The 17,723-nt window shown below is 61.4% G+C and carries 21 protein-coding genes; 14 read left to right on the forward strand and 7 right to left on the reverse strand.

Annotation, left to right across the window (positions count from 1 at the left end; translation table 11 throughout):
• Positions 1 to 93: 93 nt before the first annotated feature.
• Entirely contained in the window at positions 94 to 381 is a 288-nt protein-coding gene (locus AC07V4_RS02560; RefSeq protein ID WP_431752577.1) for a HigA family addiction module antitoxin, read from the reverse strand.
• A 640-nt stretch (positions 382 to 1,021) separates the two neighbouring features.
• Between AC07V4_RS02560 and AC07V4_RS02565 the strand changes: the two genes are divergently transcribed.
• The 10 genes from AC07V4_RS02565 to madM all read left to right on the forward strand — a co-directional run bounded on the left by AC07V4_RS02565 (position 1,022) and on the right by madM (position 8,823).
• Positions 1,022 to 1,441, forward strand: coding sequence for a hypothetical protein (locus AC07V4_RS02565; RefSeq protein ID WP_492634955.1), 420 nt, complete (start codon positions 1,022 to 1,024; stop codon positions 1,439 to 1,441).
• Positions 1,442 to 1,699: 258 nt separating this feature from the next.
• Entirely contained in the window at positions 1,700 to 3,370 is a 1,671-nt protein-coding gene (gene mdcA / locus AC07V4_RS02570) for a malonate decarboxylase subunit alpha (protein ID WP_492634954.1), read from the forward strand.
• Positions 3,371 to 4,204, forward strand: a complete 834-nt coding sequence (locus AC07V4_RS02575) for a triphosphoribosyl-dephospho-CoA synthase (RefSeq protein ID WP_492634953.1) — start codon at positions 3,371 to 3,373, stop codon at positions 4,202 to 4,204.
• Positions 4,204 to 4,503 carry a malonate decarboxylase subunit delta gene (locus AC07V4_RS02580; RefSeq protein ID WP_032884109.1) on the forward strand — a complete coding sequence of 100 codons (300 nt, stop codon included), beginning with the start codon at positions 4,204 to 4,206 and terminating at the stop codon, positions 4,501 to 4,503. Before AC07V4_RS02575 ends, AC07V4_RS02580 begins: the two co-directional genes overlap by 1 nt.
• Complete coding sequence (locus tag AC07V4_RS02585) at positions 4,496 to 5,338, forward strand: biotin-independent malonate decarboxylase subunit beta (RefSeq protein WP_492634952.1); 843 nt, start codon at positions 4,496 to 4,498, stop codon at positions 5,336 to 5,338. Before AC07V4_RS02580 ends, AC07V4_RS02585 begins: the two co-directional genes overlap by 8 nt.
• Positions 5,335 to 6,105: a biotin-independent malonate decarboxylase subunit gamma gene (gene mdcE, locus AC07V4_RS02590; protein WP_492634951.1), complete on the forward strand. Its 771-nt coding sequence runs from the start codon at positions 5,335 to 5,337 to the stop codon at positions 6,103 to 6,105. Before AC07V4_RS02585 ends, mdcE begins: the two co-directional genes overlap by 4 nt.
• Positions 6,099 to 6,686 carry a malonate decarboxylase holo-ACP synthase gene (locus AC07V4_RS02595; RefSeq protein WP_492634950.1) on the forward strand — a complete coding sequence of 196 codons (588 nt, stop codon included), beginning with the start codon at positions 6,099 to 6,101 and terminating at the stop codon, positions 6,684 to 6,686. The genes mdcE and AC07V4_RS02595 overlap by 7 nt, the downstream gene beginning before the upstream one ends.
• Positions 6,683 to 7,582, forward strand: a complete 900-nt coding sequence (gene mdcH / locus AC07V4_RS02600) for a malonate decarboxylase subunit epsilon (RefSeq protein ID WP_492634949.1) — start codon at positions 6,683 to 6,685, stop codon at positions 7,580 to 7,582. Before AC07V4_RS02595 ends, mdcH begins: the two co-directional genes overlap by 4 nt.
• Positions 7,583 to 7,649: 67 nt before the next feature.
• The gene (gene madL / locus AC07V4_RS02605; protein WP_431749204.1) at positions 7,650 to 8,057 is read left to right on the forward strand and encodes a malonate transporter subunit MadL; all 408 of its coding nucleotides are present in this window, start codon (positions 7,650 to 7,652) and stop codon (positions 8,055 to 8,057) included.
• 1 nt (position 8,058) lies between these two features.
• Positions 8,059 to 8,823, forward strand: coding sequence for a malonate transporter subunit MadM (gene madM / locus AC07V4_RS02610; RefSeq protein WP_060753435.1), 765 nt, complete (start codon positions 8,059 to 8,061; stop codon positions 8,821 to 8,823).
• Between the two features lie 103 nt (positions 8,824 to 8,926).
• Here madM and AC07V4_RS02615 read toward each other — a convergent pair whose 3' ends face one another.
• The 3 genes from AC07V4_RS02615 to AC07V4_RS02625 are packed head-to-tail and all read right to left on the reverse strand — an operon-like array spanning position 8,927 to position 10,987.
• Positions 8,927 to 9,841 carry a LysR family transcriptional regulator gene (locus AC07V4_RS02615; RefSeq protein WP_431749203.1) on the reverse strand — a complete coding sequence of 305 codons (915 nt, stop codon included), beginning with the start codon at positions 9,839 to 9,841 and terminating at the stop codon, positions 8,927 to 8,929.
• A 37-nt stretch (positions 9,842 to 9,878) separates the two neighbouring features.
• A complete protein-coding gene (locus AC07V4_RS02620) occupies positions 9,879 to 10,421 on the reverse strand; it encodes a chromate transporter (RefSeq protein ID WP_492634948.1) in 543 nt (180 codons plus the stop codon).
• Complete coding sequence (locus AC07V4_RS02625; protein ID WP_492634947.1) at positions 10,421 to 10,987, reverse strand: chromate transporter; 567 nt, start codon at positions 10,985 to 10,987, stop codon at positions 10,421 to 10,423. The genes AC07V4_RS02620 and AC07V4_RS02625 overlap by 1 nt, the downstream gene beginning before the upstream one ends.
• A gap of 185 nt (positions 10,988 to 11,172) precedes the next feature.
• On the opposite strand from AC07V4_RS02625, the gene trhA reads away from it, so the two are divergent.
• On the forward strand, positions 11,173 to 11,790 hold the full coding sequence (gene trhA / locus AC07V4_RS02630; protein WP_060753433.1) for a PAQR family membrane homeostasis protein TrhA: 618 nt from the start codon (positions 11,173 to 11,175) through the stop codon (positions 11,788 to 11,790).
• Positions 11,791 to 11,853: 63 nt separating this feature from the next.
• Here the strand turns inward: trhA and AC07V4_RS02635 are convergent, their stop codons facing one another.
• A complete protein-coding gene (locus AC07V4_RS02635) occupies positions 11,854 to 12,756 on the reverse strand; it encodes a LysR family transcriptional regulator (protein WP_492634946.1) in 903 nt (300 codons plus the stop codon).
• A gap of 108 nt (positions 12,757 to 12,864) precedes the next feature.
• Here AC07V4_RS02635 and AC07V4_RS02640 point away from each other — a divergent pair, with 108 nt between their 5' ends.
• The 3 genes from AC07V4_RS02640 to AC07V4_RS02650 are packed head-to-tail and all read left to right on the forward strand — an operon-like array spanning position 12,865 to position 15,395.
• Complete coding sequence (locus AC07V4_RS02640; RefSeq protein ID WP_492634945.1) at positions 12,865 to 14,106, forward strand: D-amino acid dehydrogenase; 1,242 nt, start codon at positions 12,865 to 12,867, stop codon at positions 14,104 to 14,106.
• A 10-nt stretch (positions 14,107 to 14,116) separates the two neighbouring features.
• Positions 14,117 to 14,467 carry a RidA family protein gene (locus tag AC07V4_RS02645; protein WP_492634944.1) on the forward strand — a complete coding sequence of 117 codons (351 nt, stop codon included), beginning with the start codon at positions 14,117 to 14,119 and terminating at the stop codon, positions 14,465 to 14,467.
• A 25-nt stretch (positions 14,468 to 14,492) separates the two neighbouring features.
• Entirely contained in the window at positions 14,493 to 15,395 is a 903-nt protein-coding gene (locus AC07V4_RS02650) for a transporter substrate-binding domain-containing protein (RefSeq protein WP_492634943.1), read from the forward strand.
• Positions 15,396 to 15,537: 142 nt separating this feature from the next.
• Here AC07V4_RS02650 and AC07V4_RS02655 read toward each other — a convergent pair whose 3' ends face one another.
• Positions 15,538 to 16,257, reverse strand: a complete 720-nt coding sequence (locus AC07V4_RS02655; RefSeq protein ID WP_492634942.1) for a 16S rRNA (uracil(1498)-N(3))-methyltransferase — start codon at positions 16,255 to 16,257, stop codon at positions 15,538 to 15,540.
• A gap of 30 nt (positions 16,258 to 16,287) precedes the next feature.
• Positions 16,288 to 17,694, reverse strand: coding sequence for an adenosylmethionine--8-amino-7-oxononanoate transaminase (locus AC07V4_RS02660; RefSeq protein ID WP_492634941.1), 1,407 nt, complete (start codon positions 17,692 to 17,694; stop codon positions 16,288 to 16,290).
• Between the last annotated feature and the right edge of the window lie 29 nt (positions 17,695 to 17,723).

Consider the following 17,723-nt stretch of genomic DNA (forward strand, 5'->3'; position numbering starts at 1 on the left):
TGCCTGCGATAGCGGTGGGCCAGCTACACATGTATTAACTGACCCATCGCAGGCAAGCCAGCTCCCACACTGAACTGTGCTCGCCTCCAGATCTCAATCTATCCGCGCAAACGGCTCAATCGCCGGCTGTTCACGATGCTCGGCTTGCCACAAGTCGTAGGCGCTTTGCATCGACAGCCATAGTTGCGCGGTACTCACGCCGGCTCGCTCAAGCCTGACGGCGAGATCTGGACTGACCGGGGCGTGGCCATGCAAGATCCTTGAAAAGGTTTCGCGGGCGAAGCCAAGACGTCGGGCCATTTCGGTGATGGTGATGCCCAAGGCAGGGACCACGTCCTCAAGCAGAACCTCACCTGGGTGAGGTGGGTTGTGCATACCCATATTGGGCTTAGTGTTCGTATTCATGATGCTCGCCCGTGGTGGACATTGGGCAGAAAGGCTAGAACGACGGGTTCCGAGCAACAACCTGAAAAGCCTGTCAGAACATTCAGCTCTGATTGTCGGTAGCTCATGGATTCTACAAACAGTCTTGTCCTGACCCCGTGAATGTAAGGCTTGGATCGAATGGACGTCTGAAATTTCTGTAAGTACTGGCCCGACGTTTTTGCTGATTTTTGAGTGCTAGCTTTTGACGCTCAAACCCATCAGCAAGGATTCGCAAATGGCAGTTCCACCGATCCCCCCAGGCGTTTCGCTGCAAGACAATATTGCCTTGGCCAACAATCGCAGGATGCATTTAAAGCCTGGTTCCGCGTTCACTTATTCGTGGTTTTACTCACAGGTCCGAGGGCGTGGCCCTTGGGATTACAAACAAAAAAGTCGCGAGTACGAGGCGTTCGGCAACTTCAACTATGGCGTTACCGGTACTGTGCTGGGGATTCCGGAAACGTGCTGATGAGAGCGGCCGGTGCTGCGCAAAAGGCAGCGGGGACCTCCAGGGCGGATTTCGGAGACTGGTGGGGAGATGCGCCTTATGGCGACGATCATAGTGACCAGCATTGGATCAAGGAGGGTATCGAATATGCCAGAGCGCAAGGGTATTAAGTGGCCGGTCCAGGGCCTGCTCAACGGGCTGCTGGTGGTGTGTCTCGGGTACTTGGGCGTTGGTTGGTTGATGAGCCCCGGTACACCGGAATTGGATGAGGTCGTGCTCAGGTATTCCTTGGATAACGGCACCTCTATCTACGGCGCGCGGAATAATCAGGGGGGCGCGACGGTGGGCTTTTCCTACAACTACTACGTCCATAAGGATCTGGGTAATGATCAGGAAATACTCACGACATTGCTGTCGGCGCATCCCTTTCTGAAAACCAAAGAGCCGGATGTCCAAGTGAACCGGGTAGATGGAATCATCCACCTCATTATTCCTGGGAGGGTGTATGAGTACCGCAGCTACCTGCTTGAAGGTTTGGGGGCTGTGAGCATAGACATGAAGTTGTAGGCCGGCGCGCCTGGTCTTCGCACCCATGTAGGAGCTGGCTTGCCTGCGATGGCGGATTAGCAGTCGACCTCTCTACAGCTGCCCCACCGCTATCGCAGGCAAGCCAGCTCCCACCTTTTGAGGTGCATTAGGTTCGAGTTCAGTGTTTGTTGATGTTCTGTTACTCCAGCCGTAACGATCCGCCGCTGAGCTTGATTGATGGCTTCCCTCATTCACTCCTAAGGTACAGCCCACGACAGCAACCCCCGTGGAGCGACCATGACAACAATAGCCACCCCCGACTCGCGCTGGACGCGGCGGCGCGACGAGAAGCAGCGGCGCCTCGGGCGAGTCAAACAGTTTGCAGACGGGGCGGTGTTGCCCAGTGACAAGATCGTCGAAGCCCTGGAAGCCCTGATCCTGCCCGGCGACCGCGTGGTGCTGGAAGGCAACAACCAAAAACAGGCTGACTTCCTCTCCCGCTCTCTGGCCAAGGCCGACCCCGCCAAGCTCCACGATTTACACATGATCATGCCCAGTGTCGGCCGTTCCGAGCACCTGGACCTGTTCGAAAAGGGCATCGCCCGCAAGCTGGATTTTTCCTTCGCTGGCACCCAGTCCCTGCGCATCAGCCAGTTGCTCGAAGACGGCCTGCTGGAAATCGGCGCGATCCACACCTACATCGAACTCTATGCGCGGCTGGTGGTGGACTTGATCCCCAACGTGGTGCTTTCCGCCGGCTTCATGGCCGACCGCGCCGGTAATATCTACACCGGCGCCAGTACCGAAGACACCCCGGCGCTGATCGAGCCCGCTGCGTTCAGCGATGGCATCGTCATCGTGCAGGTCAACCAACTGGTGGACGATGTTACCGACTTGCCCCGCGTCGACATTCCCGCCAGTTGGGTGGATTTCGTAGTGGTGGCCGACAAGCCGTTCTACATCGAACCTCTGTTCACCCGCGACCCTCGCCATATCAAGCCGGTACACGTGCTGATGGCGATGATGGCGATTCGTGGCATCTACGAAAAACACAATGTGCAGTCGCTCAACCACGGTATCGGCTTCAACACCGCCGCCATTGAACTGATCCTGCCCACCTACGGCGAATCCCTGGGCCTGAAGGGTAAGATTTGCCGCAACTGGACCCTTAACCCTCATCCAACCCTGATTCCTGCGATTGAAAGCGGTTGGGTGGAAAGCGTGCATTGTTTCGGCACCGAGCTGGGCATGGAGAACTACATCGCCGCACGCCCGGATGTGTTCTTCACCGGCCGCGACGGCTCGATGCGCTCCAATCGGATGTTCTGCCAGCTGGCCGGCCAGTACGCGGTGGACCTGTTTATCGGCGCCACCCTACAAGTGGACGGCGATGGGCATTCCTCCACCGTGACCCGTGGCCGCCTCGCTGGTTTTGGTGGCGCGCCGAACATGGGCCACGACCCGCGTGGCCGTCGTCACGGCACCCCGGCGTGGCTGGATATGCGTCATGACGATGCGCCAGAAGCCTTGTTGGAGCGCGGCAAAAAACTCGTGGTGCAAATGGTCGAGACGTTCCAGGAGGGCGGCAAACCCACGTTTGTCGAGACCCTGGATGCGGTGGAAGTGGCGCGCAAAAGCGGGATGCCCCTGGCACCGATCATGATCTACGGCGACGACGTCACCCACCTGCTCACCGAAGAAGGCATCGCCTACCTGTACAAGGCGCGCTCCCTGGAAGAGCGCCAGGCGATGATCGCCGCCGTCGCAGGTGTCACGGCCATCGGCCTGCGCCACAACCCCAAGGACACTGCGCGCATGCGCCGCGAAGGCTTGATTGCCTTGCCCGAAGACTTAGGGATTCGCCGCACCGATGCCACCCGCGAGTTGTTGGCCGCCAAGAGCGTGGCCGATCTGGTGGACTGGTCCGGTGGCCTGTACAACCCGCCCGCCAAGTTCAGGAGTTGGTAAATGCGCGCCCTCAAACTGCATGAATTGAGCCTTGCCGATCGCCTGGCGGACATGGCCGTCGATGCGCTGATCGATGAAGCCGACCTGTCACCCAAGCCCGCCTTGGTGGACCGTCGCGGCAATGGTGCCCACAACGATTTGCACCTGGGTTTGATGCACGCCTCAGCGTTGTCGTTGTGGCCGACGTTCAAGTCCATGGCCGAAGCGGCGATTGAGTTCGGCGAAATCGGCTTGCCCCTGCGCGAAGCCCTTGGGCGAATCGGTCGCGAAGGTGAGCAAGCGATGCTCGCGACCACCCTCGGCGTGAATACCCATCGTGGCGCCATCTGGGCGCTGGGTTTGCTCACCGCAGCGGCAGCCCTGGAGCCCCGCACCATCACGCTGAACGCCGCCAAGCTGGCCCAGCTCAACGACCGCCACGCGCCGCAATCCATGAGCCACGGCGCACAAGTCGCCCAACGCTACGGCGCACGGGGTGCCCGTGAAGAAGCTCAACTTGGCTTCCCTTCGGTCATGCAACGCGGCCTGCCGCAACTGCACCAAAGCCGCCGGCAAAACGCGGGTGAGCAGAACGCTCGCCTGGATGCCTTGCTCGCGATCATGACCGAGCTGGCCGACACCTGCGTGCTCTACCGTGCAGGCCCGGAAGGTATCCGCGCCATGCAACGCGGCGCCCAGGCTGTGTTGGATGCAGGCGGCAGCGCAACCCTGGCTGGTCGCCGCCAGTTGCACGAACTGGACAACCAACTGCTGGCACTGAATGCCTCCCCAGGCGGCGCTGCCGACCTGTTGGCCGCCTGCCTGTTTATCGATCGCCTCGACGGAGCGTTGTGATGGAAACCTTATCCTTTGAATTCCCTGCCGGGCAGCCACCAAAGGGCCGCGCGCTGGTGGGATGTGTCGGTTCGGGCGACCTGGAAGTGCTGCTGGAACCGGGCACGGCGGGCACGTTGACGATCCAGGTACAGACCTCGGTGAATGGCGCCGAGCAGCGCTGGCAGCACCTGTTCGAGCGGATCTTCCAGGAGCAGACGCCACCGGCGTTGAACATCGATATCCACGATTTCGGCGCGACACCCGGTGTGGTGCGGCTGCGTCTGGAGCAAGGTTTCGAGGAGATCGGTCATGACTGACTTGCTCGCTAAGCACAGCTTCGTTGAATTGGGTGCTCGCCAGCGGAGCAAGGCCCTGTTGGACAGTGGCACCTACCGAGAATTGATCGACCCGTTCCAACGCGTCATGTCGCCCTGGCTCAGCCGCCAAGGCGTGGTGCCCCAGGCCGACGACGGCGTGGTGATCGCCAAGGGCAGCATCGCCGGAATGCCGGTGGTGATCGCGGCCATTGAAGGCAATTTCCAGGGGGGCAGCCTGGGTGAGGTCGGCGGCGCAAAAATCGCCGGCGCCCTGGAGCTGGCGGCCGAAGACAACCGCAACGGTATTCCCACCCGCGCGGTGCTGTTGCTGGAAACCGGTGGCGTGCGCCTGCAGGAGGCCAACCTGGGCCTGGCCGCCATTGCTGATATCCACGCGGCGATTGTCGACCTGCGTCAGTACCAGCCGGTGATCGGCGTGGTGGCGGGCAGCGTCGGTTGCTTTGGCGGTATGTCCATCGCCGCCGGGCTGTGCAGTTACCTCGTCGTTACCCGGGAAGCACGCCTGGGCCTGAACGGCCCGCAAGTGATCGAGCAGGAAGCGGGCATTGAGGAATACGACTCCCGCGACCGGCCTTTCATCTGGAGCCTTACCGGTGGCGAGCAGCGCTTCAACAGTGGCTTGGCCGACCGTTACGTGGCCGACGATGTAGGCGAGATTCAACAGACTGTCAGCGCATTGCTGCAACAAGGCTTGCCCGTTCAACAGCGCAGCCGCCAGGCCGACGACTACCTGGCGCGCCTGGCCGAACTGGATGCCACGGCGCAGATCGATCCAGCGACGGTGCGCGCGCTGTATCAAGGAGAACGCCCATGAGAGGTTTGCAGTGGTTCAACGCATTGAGCGCCGGGGCGACGCCTGTCGAAGGCTTGCCGGCTTCGTTGAGGGTTGCTGACGGTGTCTTGGGCGGACAAGCCGTGCGCTTTATCGCGGTCGTCACTGACCCGCAAAACCGCTTCCCCCGGGCACGTAACGGCGAAGTCGGTTTGCTGGAAGGCTGGGGCCTCGCCAAAGCGGTGGATGACGCCATTGCCCGTGGCGACAAGCGCCCGCTGATCGCCATCGTTGATGTGCCCAGCCAAGCCTACGGCCGTCGTGAGGAAGCCCTGGGCATTCATCAAGCCCTGGCCGCCGCCGCCGACAGCTACGCCCGCGCCCGGCTGGCCGGGCACCCAGTGATTGCTCTGCTGGTGGGCAAGGCGATGTCCGGTGCGTTTCTCGCCCACGGGTATCAAGCCAACCGCCTGATCGCGCTGCGTGACCCGGGCGTGATGGTACACGCCATGGGCAAGGCTTCGGCGGCGCGAGTGACCTTGCGCAGCGTTGAAGAGCTGGAAGCCCTGGCTGCCAGCATTGCGCCCATGGCCTACGACATCGACAGCTATGCCAGCCTCGGCTTGCTGTGGGAAACCTTGTCGGTCAGCCAGATTGAACAGCCCACGGCAGACGACGTGACTCGGGTCAGCGATTGCCTGCTGCTCGCCATCAACGATATCACCGGCCCTGATTTGAAAGGACGCCTGGGCGCCACCAATCGCGCCGCTTCCAGCCACGTGCGCCAACTGCTGCGGGAGCAATGGTGAACGCCCACGATTTGCTCTGGGGCATGACCCCGGCGCATCTGCCTGCTGGCGCCCCTGAGTGGGCGGTGGCGGCAGTCGGCACGGTGGTTGTGCGCCGCGCCATCGTTGCCCCGGGGCTTATCGCGGTGGGCGTGCGTGGGCGTGGCCGTGAGCAGCGGTTGGCCGCGGTGATGCCGGTTGCCGCCGTGCAGCGGCGAGTTGTACCCGAAGCCCTGTGCGACGTTATCTCACCACGGGACCTGCCCGCGTTGCAGGCACTCGATCAACTGCGCCCGGCGCTGGCGCCTTTGAACTGGGGCATCAGCGGCAGTGCGGGGTTTGAGTTGGCCACGGGCATCGAAGCGCTGCATGCCCAGAGCGATCTGGATTTGATCTTGCGTACGTCCGCGCCGCTTGACCGCAATGACGCCCGGGACCTGCTGGCGATGCTGGACAAGGCGGTGTGCGCCGTGGACCTGCAACTGCAAACGCCATTCGGTGCAGTCGCGTTGCGCGAATGGGCCGGCGCTTCACGGCGGGTGTTGCTGAAAACCGCCAGCGGCGCGCACCTCGTAGCTGATCCCTGGCAGCCCGTGGCATGAGCAGCCTTCTGGTATTTCCAGGGCAGGGCGCCCAACGGCCGGGCATGCTCCAGCCATTGCCTGTCGACGTATTGGAAGAAGCCAGTCATGCCTTGGGCGAAGACGTGCGTCAGCTCGACTCTGCCCAAGCCCTTGAATCGACACGCGCCGTGCAACTCTGCCTGTTGATCAGTGGCGTAGCCCATGCCCGTCAGTTGCAACGCACCGCCGATTACGTGGCGGGCCTGTCCATCGGCGCCTATCCGGCAGCGGTCATCGCCGGTGCCCTGGACTTTGCGGACGCCGTAAAACTGGTCAGTCTGCGCGGCGAGTTGATGCAGCAGGCTTATCCACAAGGCTACGGCATGACGGCAATCATCGGCCCGGAGTTATCCACCGTTGAAGCTCTGCTGGCAGCTGTCCACAGCCCGCAAACCCCGGTGTACCTGGCCAATATCAACGCCGACAACCAGACCGTCATCGCCGGCAGCAACGCGGCGATGCAACGCGTCGCCGAGCGTATCAAAGGCAATGGCATCGCCAAGCGCCTGGCCGTCAGCGTGCCTTCCCATTGCGCGCTGCTGGAACAGCCGGCCCAAGTGTTGGCGCAAGCTTTCGTTACGCTCAAGGCGCCGCGCATCACCTACCTGAGCAGCACCCGCGCCCGACCTATCCACAACCCTGAGCAACTGCGCGACGACCTGGCCTTCAACATGTGCCGCGTCGTCGACTGGCGCGGCACCGTACAAAGCGCCTACGAGCGCGGTGTGCGCCTGCAAATCGAACTGCCCCCGGGTGCGGTGCTGACCGGCCTGTCACGCCGTGTGTTCGCGCAAGGCACGGTGATCGCCTATGAAGGCGCACGCCTGGACACCTTGCAGGCCCTGCTGCAAGAGGAGGAGCGCCGCCACCGATAAAGCGCCACCCAAGGCTTTCGAAGCACAAAAACAACAATTTCGATCGAGCACTTCGAGGACAACAACAATGATTATCTACGGTGTGGCATTGCTGGCGATCTGCACGCTGGCGGGCGTGATCATGGGGGACATGCTCGGCGTGTTGCTGGGCGTCAAATCCAACGTGGGCGGGGTGGGAATCGCGATGATCCTGCTGATCTGTGCCCGCCTGTGGATGCAAAAACGCGGTGGCATGACCAAGGACTGCGAGATGGGCGTCGGGTTCTGGGGGGCGATGTACATCCCCGTTGTGGTCGCGATGGCCGCGCAGCAAAACGTGGTCACGGCGCTGCACGGTGGGCCGGTGGCGGTACTGGCGGCCATCGGTTCGGTGGTGGTGTGTGGTTGCACCATCGCGCTGATCAGCCGCACCCACAAGGGCGAGCCGTTACCCGCCGAAGAAGCGCCGCTGGTCACTGCCGCGGGAGGTCGCTGATATGTGGGATCTCATCGAAAAAGGCCTGGAGCATAACGGCCTGGTCACCGCATTTGCCTTCGTTGGCGTGGTGATGTGGATTTCCGTGGTGCTGTCCAAGCGCCTGACCTTCGGGCGCATTCATGGTTCGGCGATTGCTATCGTCATCGGCCTGGTACTGGCCTGGGTCGGCGGTACGCTCACGGGTGGGCAAAAGGGTCTGGCCGACGTGGCGCTGTTCTCCGGCATCGGCTTGATGGGTGGTGCGATGCTGCGCGACTTCGCCATTGTTGCCACGGCGTTTGAAGTGCAAGCCACGGAGGCGCGCAAGGCGGGCTTGATCGGCGTGATCGCGTTGCTGCTAGGCACGGTGCTGCCATTTATCGTCGGTGCGAGCATGGCCTGGGCGTTTGGTTATCGCGACGCGGTCAGCATGACGACCATCGGCGCAGGCGCGGTGACTTATATCGTTGGCCCGGTGACAGGTGCTGCCATTGGTGCGACTTCGGATGTGATGGCGTTGTCGATTGCCACCGGATTGATCAAGGCGATCCTGGTGATGGTCGGCACGCCCGTCGCGGCGCGGTGGATGGGTCTGGATAATCCGCGTTCGGCGATGGTATTTGGCGGCTTGGCCGGTACCGTGAGCGGCGTCACTGCGGGCCTGGCGGCCACTGATCGGCGGTTGGTGCCGTATGGCGCGTTGACGGCGACGTTTCATACCGGGCTTGGGTGTTTGCTTGGGCCTTCGGTGCTGTACTTCATCGTGCGCGGTCTGGTCGGCTAATTTGCGTCGCCTGTGAGGGCCCTATCGCAGGCAAGCCAGCTCCCACATTTGAATGTATTCACAGAGCAAAATGTGGGAGCCGGGCTTGCCCGCGATGGCGGTCTCAAGCCTGCCGATTGGCATACATCCGACACTCTGCCAGCAACGCGAGCAAGTTCGGGTCTCGCTCTTTCGCCTTCAAAAACACCACGCCAATATGCTGCTGCAACTGATATCGAGGTTGCAGCGGTATCAGCTTCACGCGGTTCTCATACACGGCGGCAATCCGCCCTGGCAGCAGGGCATAACCCACTCCTGAACTGACCATGCTCAATAAGGTGAAGATGTCATTTACCTGCATCGCCACCTTCGGCTCGAACCCTGCCTGCTTGAACACGCGGTTGCCATCCTGGTGAGTGGCGAAGCCTTGGGTGAGGGTGATGAAGGTGGCGTCGCGTACGTCGGCGAGGTCGATCTGCTGTTCGCGGTCGAAGGGTGAGTCGGCTGGGGTCGCGAGGAAGATATCATCGGAGAACAGCGCGATCTGTTCGCAGTCGGGGTCGTTGGCGTGTTCGTCGAGGGAGATGAGGATCGCGTCTACTTCCATGTTCTTGAGCTTGTAGAGCAGGTCGAAATTGGAGCCCAGGATCAGGTCGATGTTGAGTTCGCTGCGACGGATCTTCAGGCCCATGATCAATTGCGGCACAGTCTTCACCGTCAGCGAATACAGCGAGCCCAATTTGAAACGCTCGGCGGAGAAACCGGCGGCTTCGCGGGTGAGGCGCACGCTGTCGACCACGTCGGCCACCAATTTCTGTGCACGTTCTTCCAGCACGTAGGCGCTTTCCAGCGGCGTGAGGTTGCGTCCTTCATGTTTGAACAGTGGGCAGCGCAGGGCGTTTTCCAGGGAATGGATGGCGCGGTGCACGCTGACGTTACTGGTTTGCAGCTCGGCGGCGGCACGGGCCAGGTTGCCGGTGCGCATGAACGCCAGGAAGATCTCCAGCTTCTTGAGGGTGAACTCTTCGTCGATCAGCATGGCCGTGGCTCTTGTTCGAATACCGTCGATTGTGCCCCTAAAACCAGCGCGCTCCCAGCCATGCACTGCAAAGGCCCAATAGCACGCCGAGGAGGATCAGCCAGATCGCGTTCAGCCGCGTGTAATACACCACGGCGGCACTGGCGAGGGTCAGTACCAGGCTGGTGGTGTTGTTTTCCAGACTGTTCATCAAGATGTAGCTGGCGGCGAGGATCAAGCCGATAGAAATCGGCAACAAGCTGCGCTTGACCCGCTGCACCCACGGCGTGGCGGTGTGCTTTTCCAGCCAGCCCGCGCCTACGTAGGTGAGCACCGAACAGGGCACCAGCTTGGCCAGCAAGGCGACCGCCGCACCCGGTAGCCCGGCGGCTTGCTGGCCGATAAACACCAGCAACATGCCATTGGGCCCGGGCAGGGCCTGGGACAGGGCGAAGAAGGCGACGAACTGGGCGTCTGTGACCCAATTCATGTCGTTGACGGAATAACGGTGGATGTCTCCGACGGCGACCATGTTGCCGCCGATCGACATCAGCGACCACAACGCACATTGGAGCATCAGGTGCAGAAGGGTGCCTTGCATCAGTTGGCCACCTTGCGTGTGTCGATAAAACCCAGGGCCAGGGAACTGGGAATGCAGATCAGCAGCACCATCCACAGTGGCAGTACCAGAATCGCCATCAGCACGAAGGTCATCAAGAATGCGACATAGTTGGCGACTGTCCTGGGCATGGCCTTGAGCAGGCGCAGGGTGGTGCCGAGTATCAGCCCGGTGGCAATCGGCATGACGGCGCCGAAGATCTGCTGCACCACGTCATGACTCCACCACTTGGAGTAGGCGAAACCGGCGAATACGGTGATCACCGAAGGGAACAGGTACAACCCGCACACGGTCACAACCGCACCCGGCAAACCATGCAGGCGTCGGCCGTAGATGATGCCGACGTTGGCGATATTGGGGCCGGGGAAGAACTGGCCGGTGGTGAGCAGCTCATTGAAGCCCTGCTCGCTGACCCAGCGCCTGCGGTCGACCATCATCTGCCGTGCCCAGGGCATCACACCGCCAAAGCCGAACAGGCCGACCATGGCGAAGTTGTAAAACAGTTGCCACAGACTGGGCTGAGGCTGGTCAGGTTCGAGTTCGGGCATGGGATTACCGATACGGAGCTTTTATGTGGGCGCAGGCAAGCCAGCTCCCACAGGATGAAGTGAATGATCTATCGGGCCGTGTGTTTGGGCAAATGAAGAAAAGGTTGTTACCTGCTCAACCGTCACGGGCGTCAGAATGCAGGTAGCACAACCATGTGGTAACGGTTATTCGAGGTGAGTGACACATGTATCACGGGGAACGATTCAACGCCTGGAGCCATTTGCTCGGTACGGTCGCGGCGTGTATTGGCGCAGTGTGGATGTTGGTGGTGGCGAGCCTGGATGGCAGCCCCTGGAAAATCGTCAGCGTGGCGATTTATGGCTTTACGCTGTTGGTGCTATACAGCGCGTCGACCGTGTATCACAGCGTGCGCGGGCGGCGAAAAGAGATCATGCAGAAGGTCGACCATTTTTCGATCTACCTGCTGATTGCCGGGAGCTACACGCCCTTTTGCCTGGTGACCTTGCGTGGCCCGTGGGGTTGGACGCTGTTCGGCATTGTGTGGGGCCTGGCGGTGATCGGTATCTTGCAGGAGATCAAGCCGCGCTCGGAAGCGCGCATCCTATCCATCGTGATCTACGCGGTGATGGGCTGGATCGTACTGGTGGCGGTCAAGCCGCTGATCGCTGCGCTGGGCACGGCGGGGTTCACCTGGCTGGCGGCGGGTGGGGTGTTGTACACCGTCGGCATCATCTTTTTTGCCCTCGAGGACCGGCTGCGGCATTCCCATGGCATCTGGCATCTGTTTGTGATCGGCGGCAGCCTGCTGCATTTTGTGGCGATCATGCATTACGTGCTCTAACGGCCAACACACATCAAAATGTGGGAGGGGGCTTGCCCCCCCCACATTGGATTTTCGGTGTGCTTATAAGCGTTGCAGCAGCGCCTGGGCACGCTCGCCAAAAATCTCCAGCAGGTTGGCCAGCATATGCGGCGGCGGCTCGTCGGCACGGGTCAAGGCGTACAGGGTGATCGGCAGCGGCGGGGTGAGCGTGCGGATGCAGGTCGTGGCGGTCGAGGCACCGAGGGCGGTGAAGGGGTCGATGACGGTCAGGCCGGCGCCGGACTCCACCATGGCGCGGGCCAGGGAGTAGGTCTGTACGGAGATGGCCACCTTAGGCGCCGGGTCGACGCTTTCCAGGTAACTGTCGAGTTTTGCCGCCAGCGGGTCAGCGCTGGACAAGCCGATCAGCGGTGCACCCGCCAGGTCGGCCAACGGTAATGGCTTGCTCAGCGCAGTCTCGGGCCAAAAGCCTTTGGATGCCAATGCCACCAGCACACCGTTGGCCAGCACCTGGGTGGTCAAGCCCGGATGACCGGAGAAATTGAGCGTCAGCGCCAGGTCGATCTCGCGCATCAATAGCTTCTGCACCAGCTCGCGGCTATGGTCGCTGGACAACTCGCAGGCGATGTCCGGGTAGTCGCGCTTCCACTCCAGAACCGCCGGCGGCAATAGCGACAACGCCAGTGCCGGGATCGCCCCAATGCGTACGCTTTGCCCGGGCTCGCGACGCAAGCTCTTGGCCAGGCGCCGCACGCCTTGCAGGCTTTGAGTGACTTTCTCCACTTCGCTTTCCAGCGCCAGGGCTTCCGGGGTGGGTTGCAATTTGCCACGTACCCGCAGGAACAGCGGGAAACCCAGCTGCAATTCGGCGTGTTGCAACACCTTGGTCACTGCCGGTTGCGAGACGTGCAGCAATTGTGCGGCGGCACTGATGGAACCGGTCTGGCGGATGGCCTGGAAGATTTCGATATGACGCAAGCGCATGGCGAGTCCATAACCTTTGTTTATAGGTAGCCCATCTTTATTCATTGTCGCAGGCCTGTCACCTGCCCCTACCCTTGGCACCTCTTACTTCAACGACAGGTGGCGAGGATGGCCAAGCGAGTTTGTATCATTGGCGGTGGCGTCATCGGCCTGGCCAGTGCTTACGCGTTGGTACGCGCAGGCCATGAGGTGACCGTGATCGAGGCCCGCGACAGCCTGGGCCGCGAAACCAGCTTCGCCAACGGCGGGCAGTTGTCCTACCGCTATGTCGCACCGTTGGCCGACGCCGGTGTGCCTCTGCAAGCCATTGGCTGGTTGCTGCGTGGTGACTCGCCGCTGAAGCTGCGTCCGCGCCTCGACCCGCAGCAGTGGCGTTGGATGGCCGCGTTTCTCGGCGCCTGCCGTGGCTCGGTGAACAAGCGTAATGCCGCGCATTTGCTACGGTTGGCGTCCCTGAGCCAGGACACGTTGCAGCGGTGGCGTGAGGACGATCAACTGGACGGTTTTGACTGGCGGCGCAATGGCAAGCTGGTGACCTTTCGCCATGCGGCGACGTTCGAGCATGCACGCAGCAAAGTCACGGATATCCTCCAGCAGCAGGTACTGTCAGCCGATGATTGCGCACGCCTGGAGCCGGCGCTGGCGGGCGGTGGTTTTATTGGCGGCATTTACACGCCGAATGAAGAAGTGGCCGATTGTCATGCTTTCTGCCAGCGACTCGCCGAGCGGCTTGAGGCGTCGGGTCGTTGCCAGTTTTTGCTGGGGCGCAGGGTCACTGGGATTCGCCACGCCAGCGGCACGGTACAGGCCGTCGAGTTGGGTGATGAAGAGATGCCCGTGGAGCAACTCGTACTCGCTGCGGGCCATCGCAGTGCTCAACTGGGTTTGCCGGGGTTGTCGCTGCCGTTGTATCCGCTCAAGGGCTACAGCCTCAGTGTGCCGATTGGTCCACAACACCAGGCGCCGAACGTGAGCATCACCGACTACGACCGCAAGATCGTGTATGCGCGCATCGGCGAACAGCTGCGGGTGGCCGCCATGGTCGACATCGTTGGCTTCGACGCCAGCCTCGAACCCAAGCGCCTGGCGCTGATGAGGCGTCAGGCGCTGGAAACTTTTCCTCTGGCCGGTGACTACGCCCACGCAGTCGAATGGGCCGGCATGCGTCCGGCTACCCCGACCGGCGTGCCGCTGATCGGTGCCAGTGTTTATCGCAACCTGTGGCTGAACCTAGGCCATGGCGCGCTCGGGTTTACCCTGGCCTGCGGCAGCGGCCAACTGTTGGCCGAGTTGATTGACCAGCATGCTCCTTCCATTGACATGCAGGGCCTGGCGCCCCGCGCCGCATGAGGATGTACCCATGACCATCAGCCGAATCGACAGCAACCCGCGCCTCTCTGGAGCCGCCACCTTCAAGGATCTTGTATTCCTTTCGGGCCAGGTACCGGGTGAAGGCCTGGACGTGGCGACACAAACCCGTGAAGTCCTGGCAAAGATCGACGCACTGCTGGCGCAGGCCGGCAGCGATAAGAATCATCTGCTCAATGCGACTATTTACCTGAAAGACATTGGCGAAGGTTTTGCACCGATGAATGAAGTGTGGTCCGCGTGGTTATCGCCAAGCATGGCGCCCACACGCACCACGTTGCAAGCGGAATTGGCGCGGCCAAATGTGCTGGTGGAAATCAGCGTGATCGCTGTACGTAAATAACCAGAAAAACCAACGGAGAATAACAATGAAAAAGATCCTGTTGAGCGGCTGCGCCTTGGGGCTTTTGCTGGGGGCACAGGCTTATGCGAACGAGGCAGCACTGGACGGTACGCTGAGCAAGATCGCCAGCACTCAGTCCATCACCCTGGGTTATCGCGACGCGTCTGTGCCGTTTTCCTACGTCGGGGATAACAGCGGCAAGCCCATGGGGTATTCGGTTGAGCTGGCGAACAAGATCGTCGACCGTATCCAGCAGAAAACCGGGGTGGCGAATCTCAAGGTGAAGTACAACCTGGTGACTTCCCAAACGCGTATTCCGCTGGTGCAGAACGGCACCGTCGACCTGGAATGTGGCTCCACTGGAGTGACGGCCGAACGGCAGAAACAGGTGGCGTTTTCCTACGGGTTTATCTACGTGAAAGGCCAGCTGCTCACCGCCAAGGGCAGCGGCATCAAGGGGTTTGATGACCTCAAGGGCAAGAACGTGGTGACCACCGCAGGCACCACCAACGAGCGTTTTCTCAAGAGTTACAACGCCGAACACAAGGCCAATATGTTCGTGATCAGCGCCAAGGACCACGGCGAAGCGTTCAAGATGCTGGAGACCGGTCGCGCAGCGGCGTTCTACATGGATGACGCGCTGCTGTACGGCGAGCGCGCCAAGGCCAAGGACCCGCACCATTGGGTGGTGGTCGGTAAAGAGCAGTCACGGGAGATCTACAGCTGCATGGTGCGCAAGGACGACCCGCAGTTTCTGGCAGTGGTCAACGAGACGCTTGGCGACCTTTACCGCAGCGGGGAGATCAACGGGATTTACCAGCGCTGGTTTGAACAGCCGATTCCGCCCAAGGGCCTGAACCTGGAATTTCCGATGACCAGTGAGTTGAAGGCAATTATCGCCACGCCGGTCAGCGATCCGGTGGACTGATGTGGCGATGTGGTAATCCAATCTGAATGTGGGAGGGGGCTTGCCCCCGATAGCGGTGGGTCAGTTGTAGATGTATTCACTGACAGTTCGCCATCGGGGGCAAGCCCCCTCCCACATTTTTAATTGGGTATACCAAGGTCGGTTAGAAGTCGCCCCACAACTGTTGGGCGACGGCCAGTGCCACCACTGGCGCGGTCTCGGTACGCAATACCCGAGGGCCGAGGCGGGCGGCGTGGTAGCCGGCGCCTTGGGCGGTGTTGACTTCGTTGTCCGTCAGTCCGCCCTCGGGGCCGATCAGAAACGCCAGGCTCGATGGCTTGGCATGGCTGATCATCGGCTCGGCCACCGGGTGCAGTACCAGCTTCAAATCCGCCTCGGTTTGCTTCAGCCAGTCCGCCAGCAATAGCGGTGGATGAATCACCGGCACCGTCGAACGCCCGCATTGCTCGCACGCGCTGATCGCCACCTGGCGCCAGTGCAGCAGGCGTTTGTCGGCGCGTTCGTCCTTGAGGCGCACTTCGCAGCGCTCACTGAAGATCGGGGTGATTGCGTTGACGCCCAGTTCGGTGGCTTTTTGAATGGCCCAGTCCATACGCTCGCCCCGGGACAGGCCCTGGCCGAGGTGGATGTGCAGCGGCGATTCGGCCTGGCCAGCGAAGCTTTCTGTCAGTCGCACGGCGACGCGTTTTTTACCGACCTCCAACAAGCTGCCCAGGAACTCCTGGCCAGAACCGTCGAACAATTGCACGGCATCGCCTTCGGTCATGCGTAGCACGCGGCTGATGTAGTGCGCCTGGGCTTCAGGCAATTCATGATCGCCAATGCTCAGTGGCGTGTCGGTGAAAAAGCGGGACAGTCTCATTTCTGTTCTCTGGAAAAGGAGTGCAGGCCATCAGCCTGGATCACGGAAGCCTGGGTGGAAGTCTTTTGGCACAGCGACGCTGACGTTGCTGTTCGTCGCGATATCGATGCCTTCGCTGGCCACTTCGGCCAGGAAGTCGATCTGCTCCGGCGTAATCACATAAGGCGGCAGGAAATACACCACGCTTCCCAGTGGCCGCAGCAGTGCGCCGCGTTCCAGGGCGTGTTCGAACACCTTCAGGCCACGGCGCTCCTGCCAGGGGTAGGCGGTCTTGGTGGCTTTGTCCTGGACCATTTCGATGGCCAGCACCATGCCGGTCTGGCGGACTTCCGAGACGTGGGGGTGGTCCACCAGGTGCGCAGTGGCGGTGGCCATGCGCTGGGCCAGGGCCTTGTTGTTTTCGATGACGTTGTCTTCTTCGAAGATATCCAAGGTCGCCAGTGCCGCGGCACACGCCAGCGGGTTGCCGGTGTAGCTGTGGGAGTGCAGGAAGGCGCGCAGGGTGGGGTAGTCGTCGTAGAAAGCGTCGTACACGTCATCGGTGGTGATCACGGCCGCGAGCGGCAGGTAACCACCGGTGAGGGCCTTGGACAGGCACAGGAAGTCCGGGCGAATGCCCGCTTGCTCACAGGCGAACATGCTACCGGTGCGGCCGAAGCCCACGGCGATTTCGTCGTGGATCAGATGCACGCCGTAGCGGTCGCAGGCTTCGCGCAGCAACTTGAGGTACACCGGGTGGTACATGCGCATGCCGCCGGCGCCCTGGATCAGCGGTTCGACGATCACGGCGGCGACTGTGTCGTGGTTTTCCGCCAGGGTTTGCTCCATGGCCTGGAACATGTTGCGCGAGTGTTCTTCCCAGCTCATGCCTTCGGGGCGCAGGTAGCAATCCGGGCTCGGTACTTTGATCGTGTCGAGCAGCAACGCCTTGTAGGTCTCGGTGAACAGCGGCACGTCGCCCACCGACATCGCGGCGATGGTTTCGCCGTGGTAGCTGTTGGTCAGGGTGACGAAGCGCTTTTTATTCGGCAGACCACGGTTTAGCCAGTAGTGGAAGCTCATCTTCAGCGCGACTTCGATGCAGGACGAACCGTTGTCGGCGTAGAAGCACCGGGTCAGGCCTTCAGGTGTCATCTGCACCAAGCGTTCGGACAGCTCGATCACAGGCTGGTGGCTGAAACCGGCGAGGATCACGTGTTCCAGCTGGTCGACCTGATCCTTGATGCGTTGGTTGATGCGCGGGTTGGCGTGACCAAACACATTGACCCACCAGGAACTGACGGCGTCGAGGTAGCGCTTGCCTTCGAAGTCTTCCAGCCACACGCCTTCACCGCGCTTGATGGGGATCAGAGGCAGTTGCTGGTGGTCTTTCATCTGGGTGCAGGGATGCCACAGCACCGCGAGGTCGCGTTGCATCCACTGGTTGTTCAAGCCCATCGGTTATCTCCTCGAAGCGGTCCTGCGGC

Source organism: Pseudomonas sp. GW821-FHT03A09 (assembly GCF_059421065.1).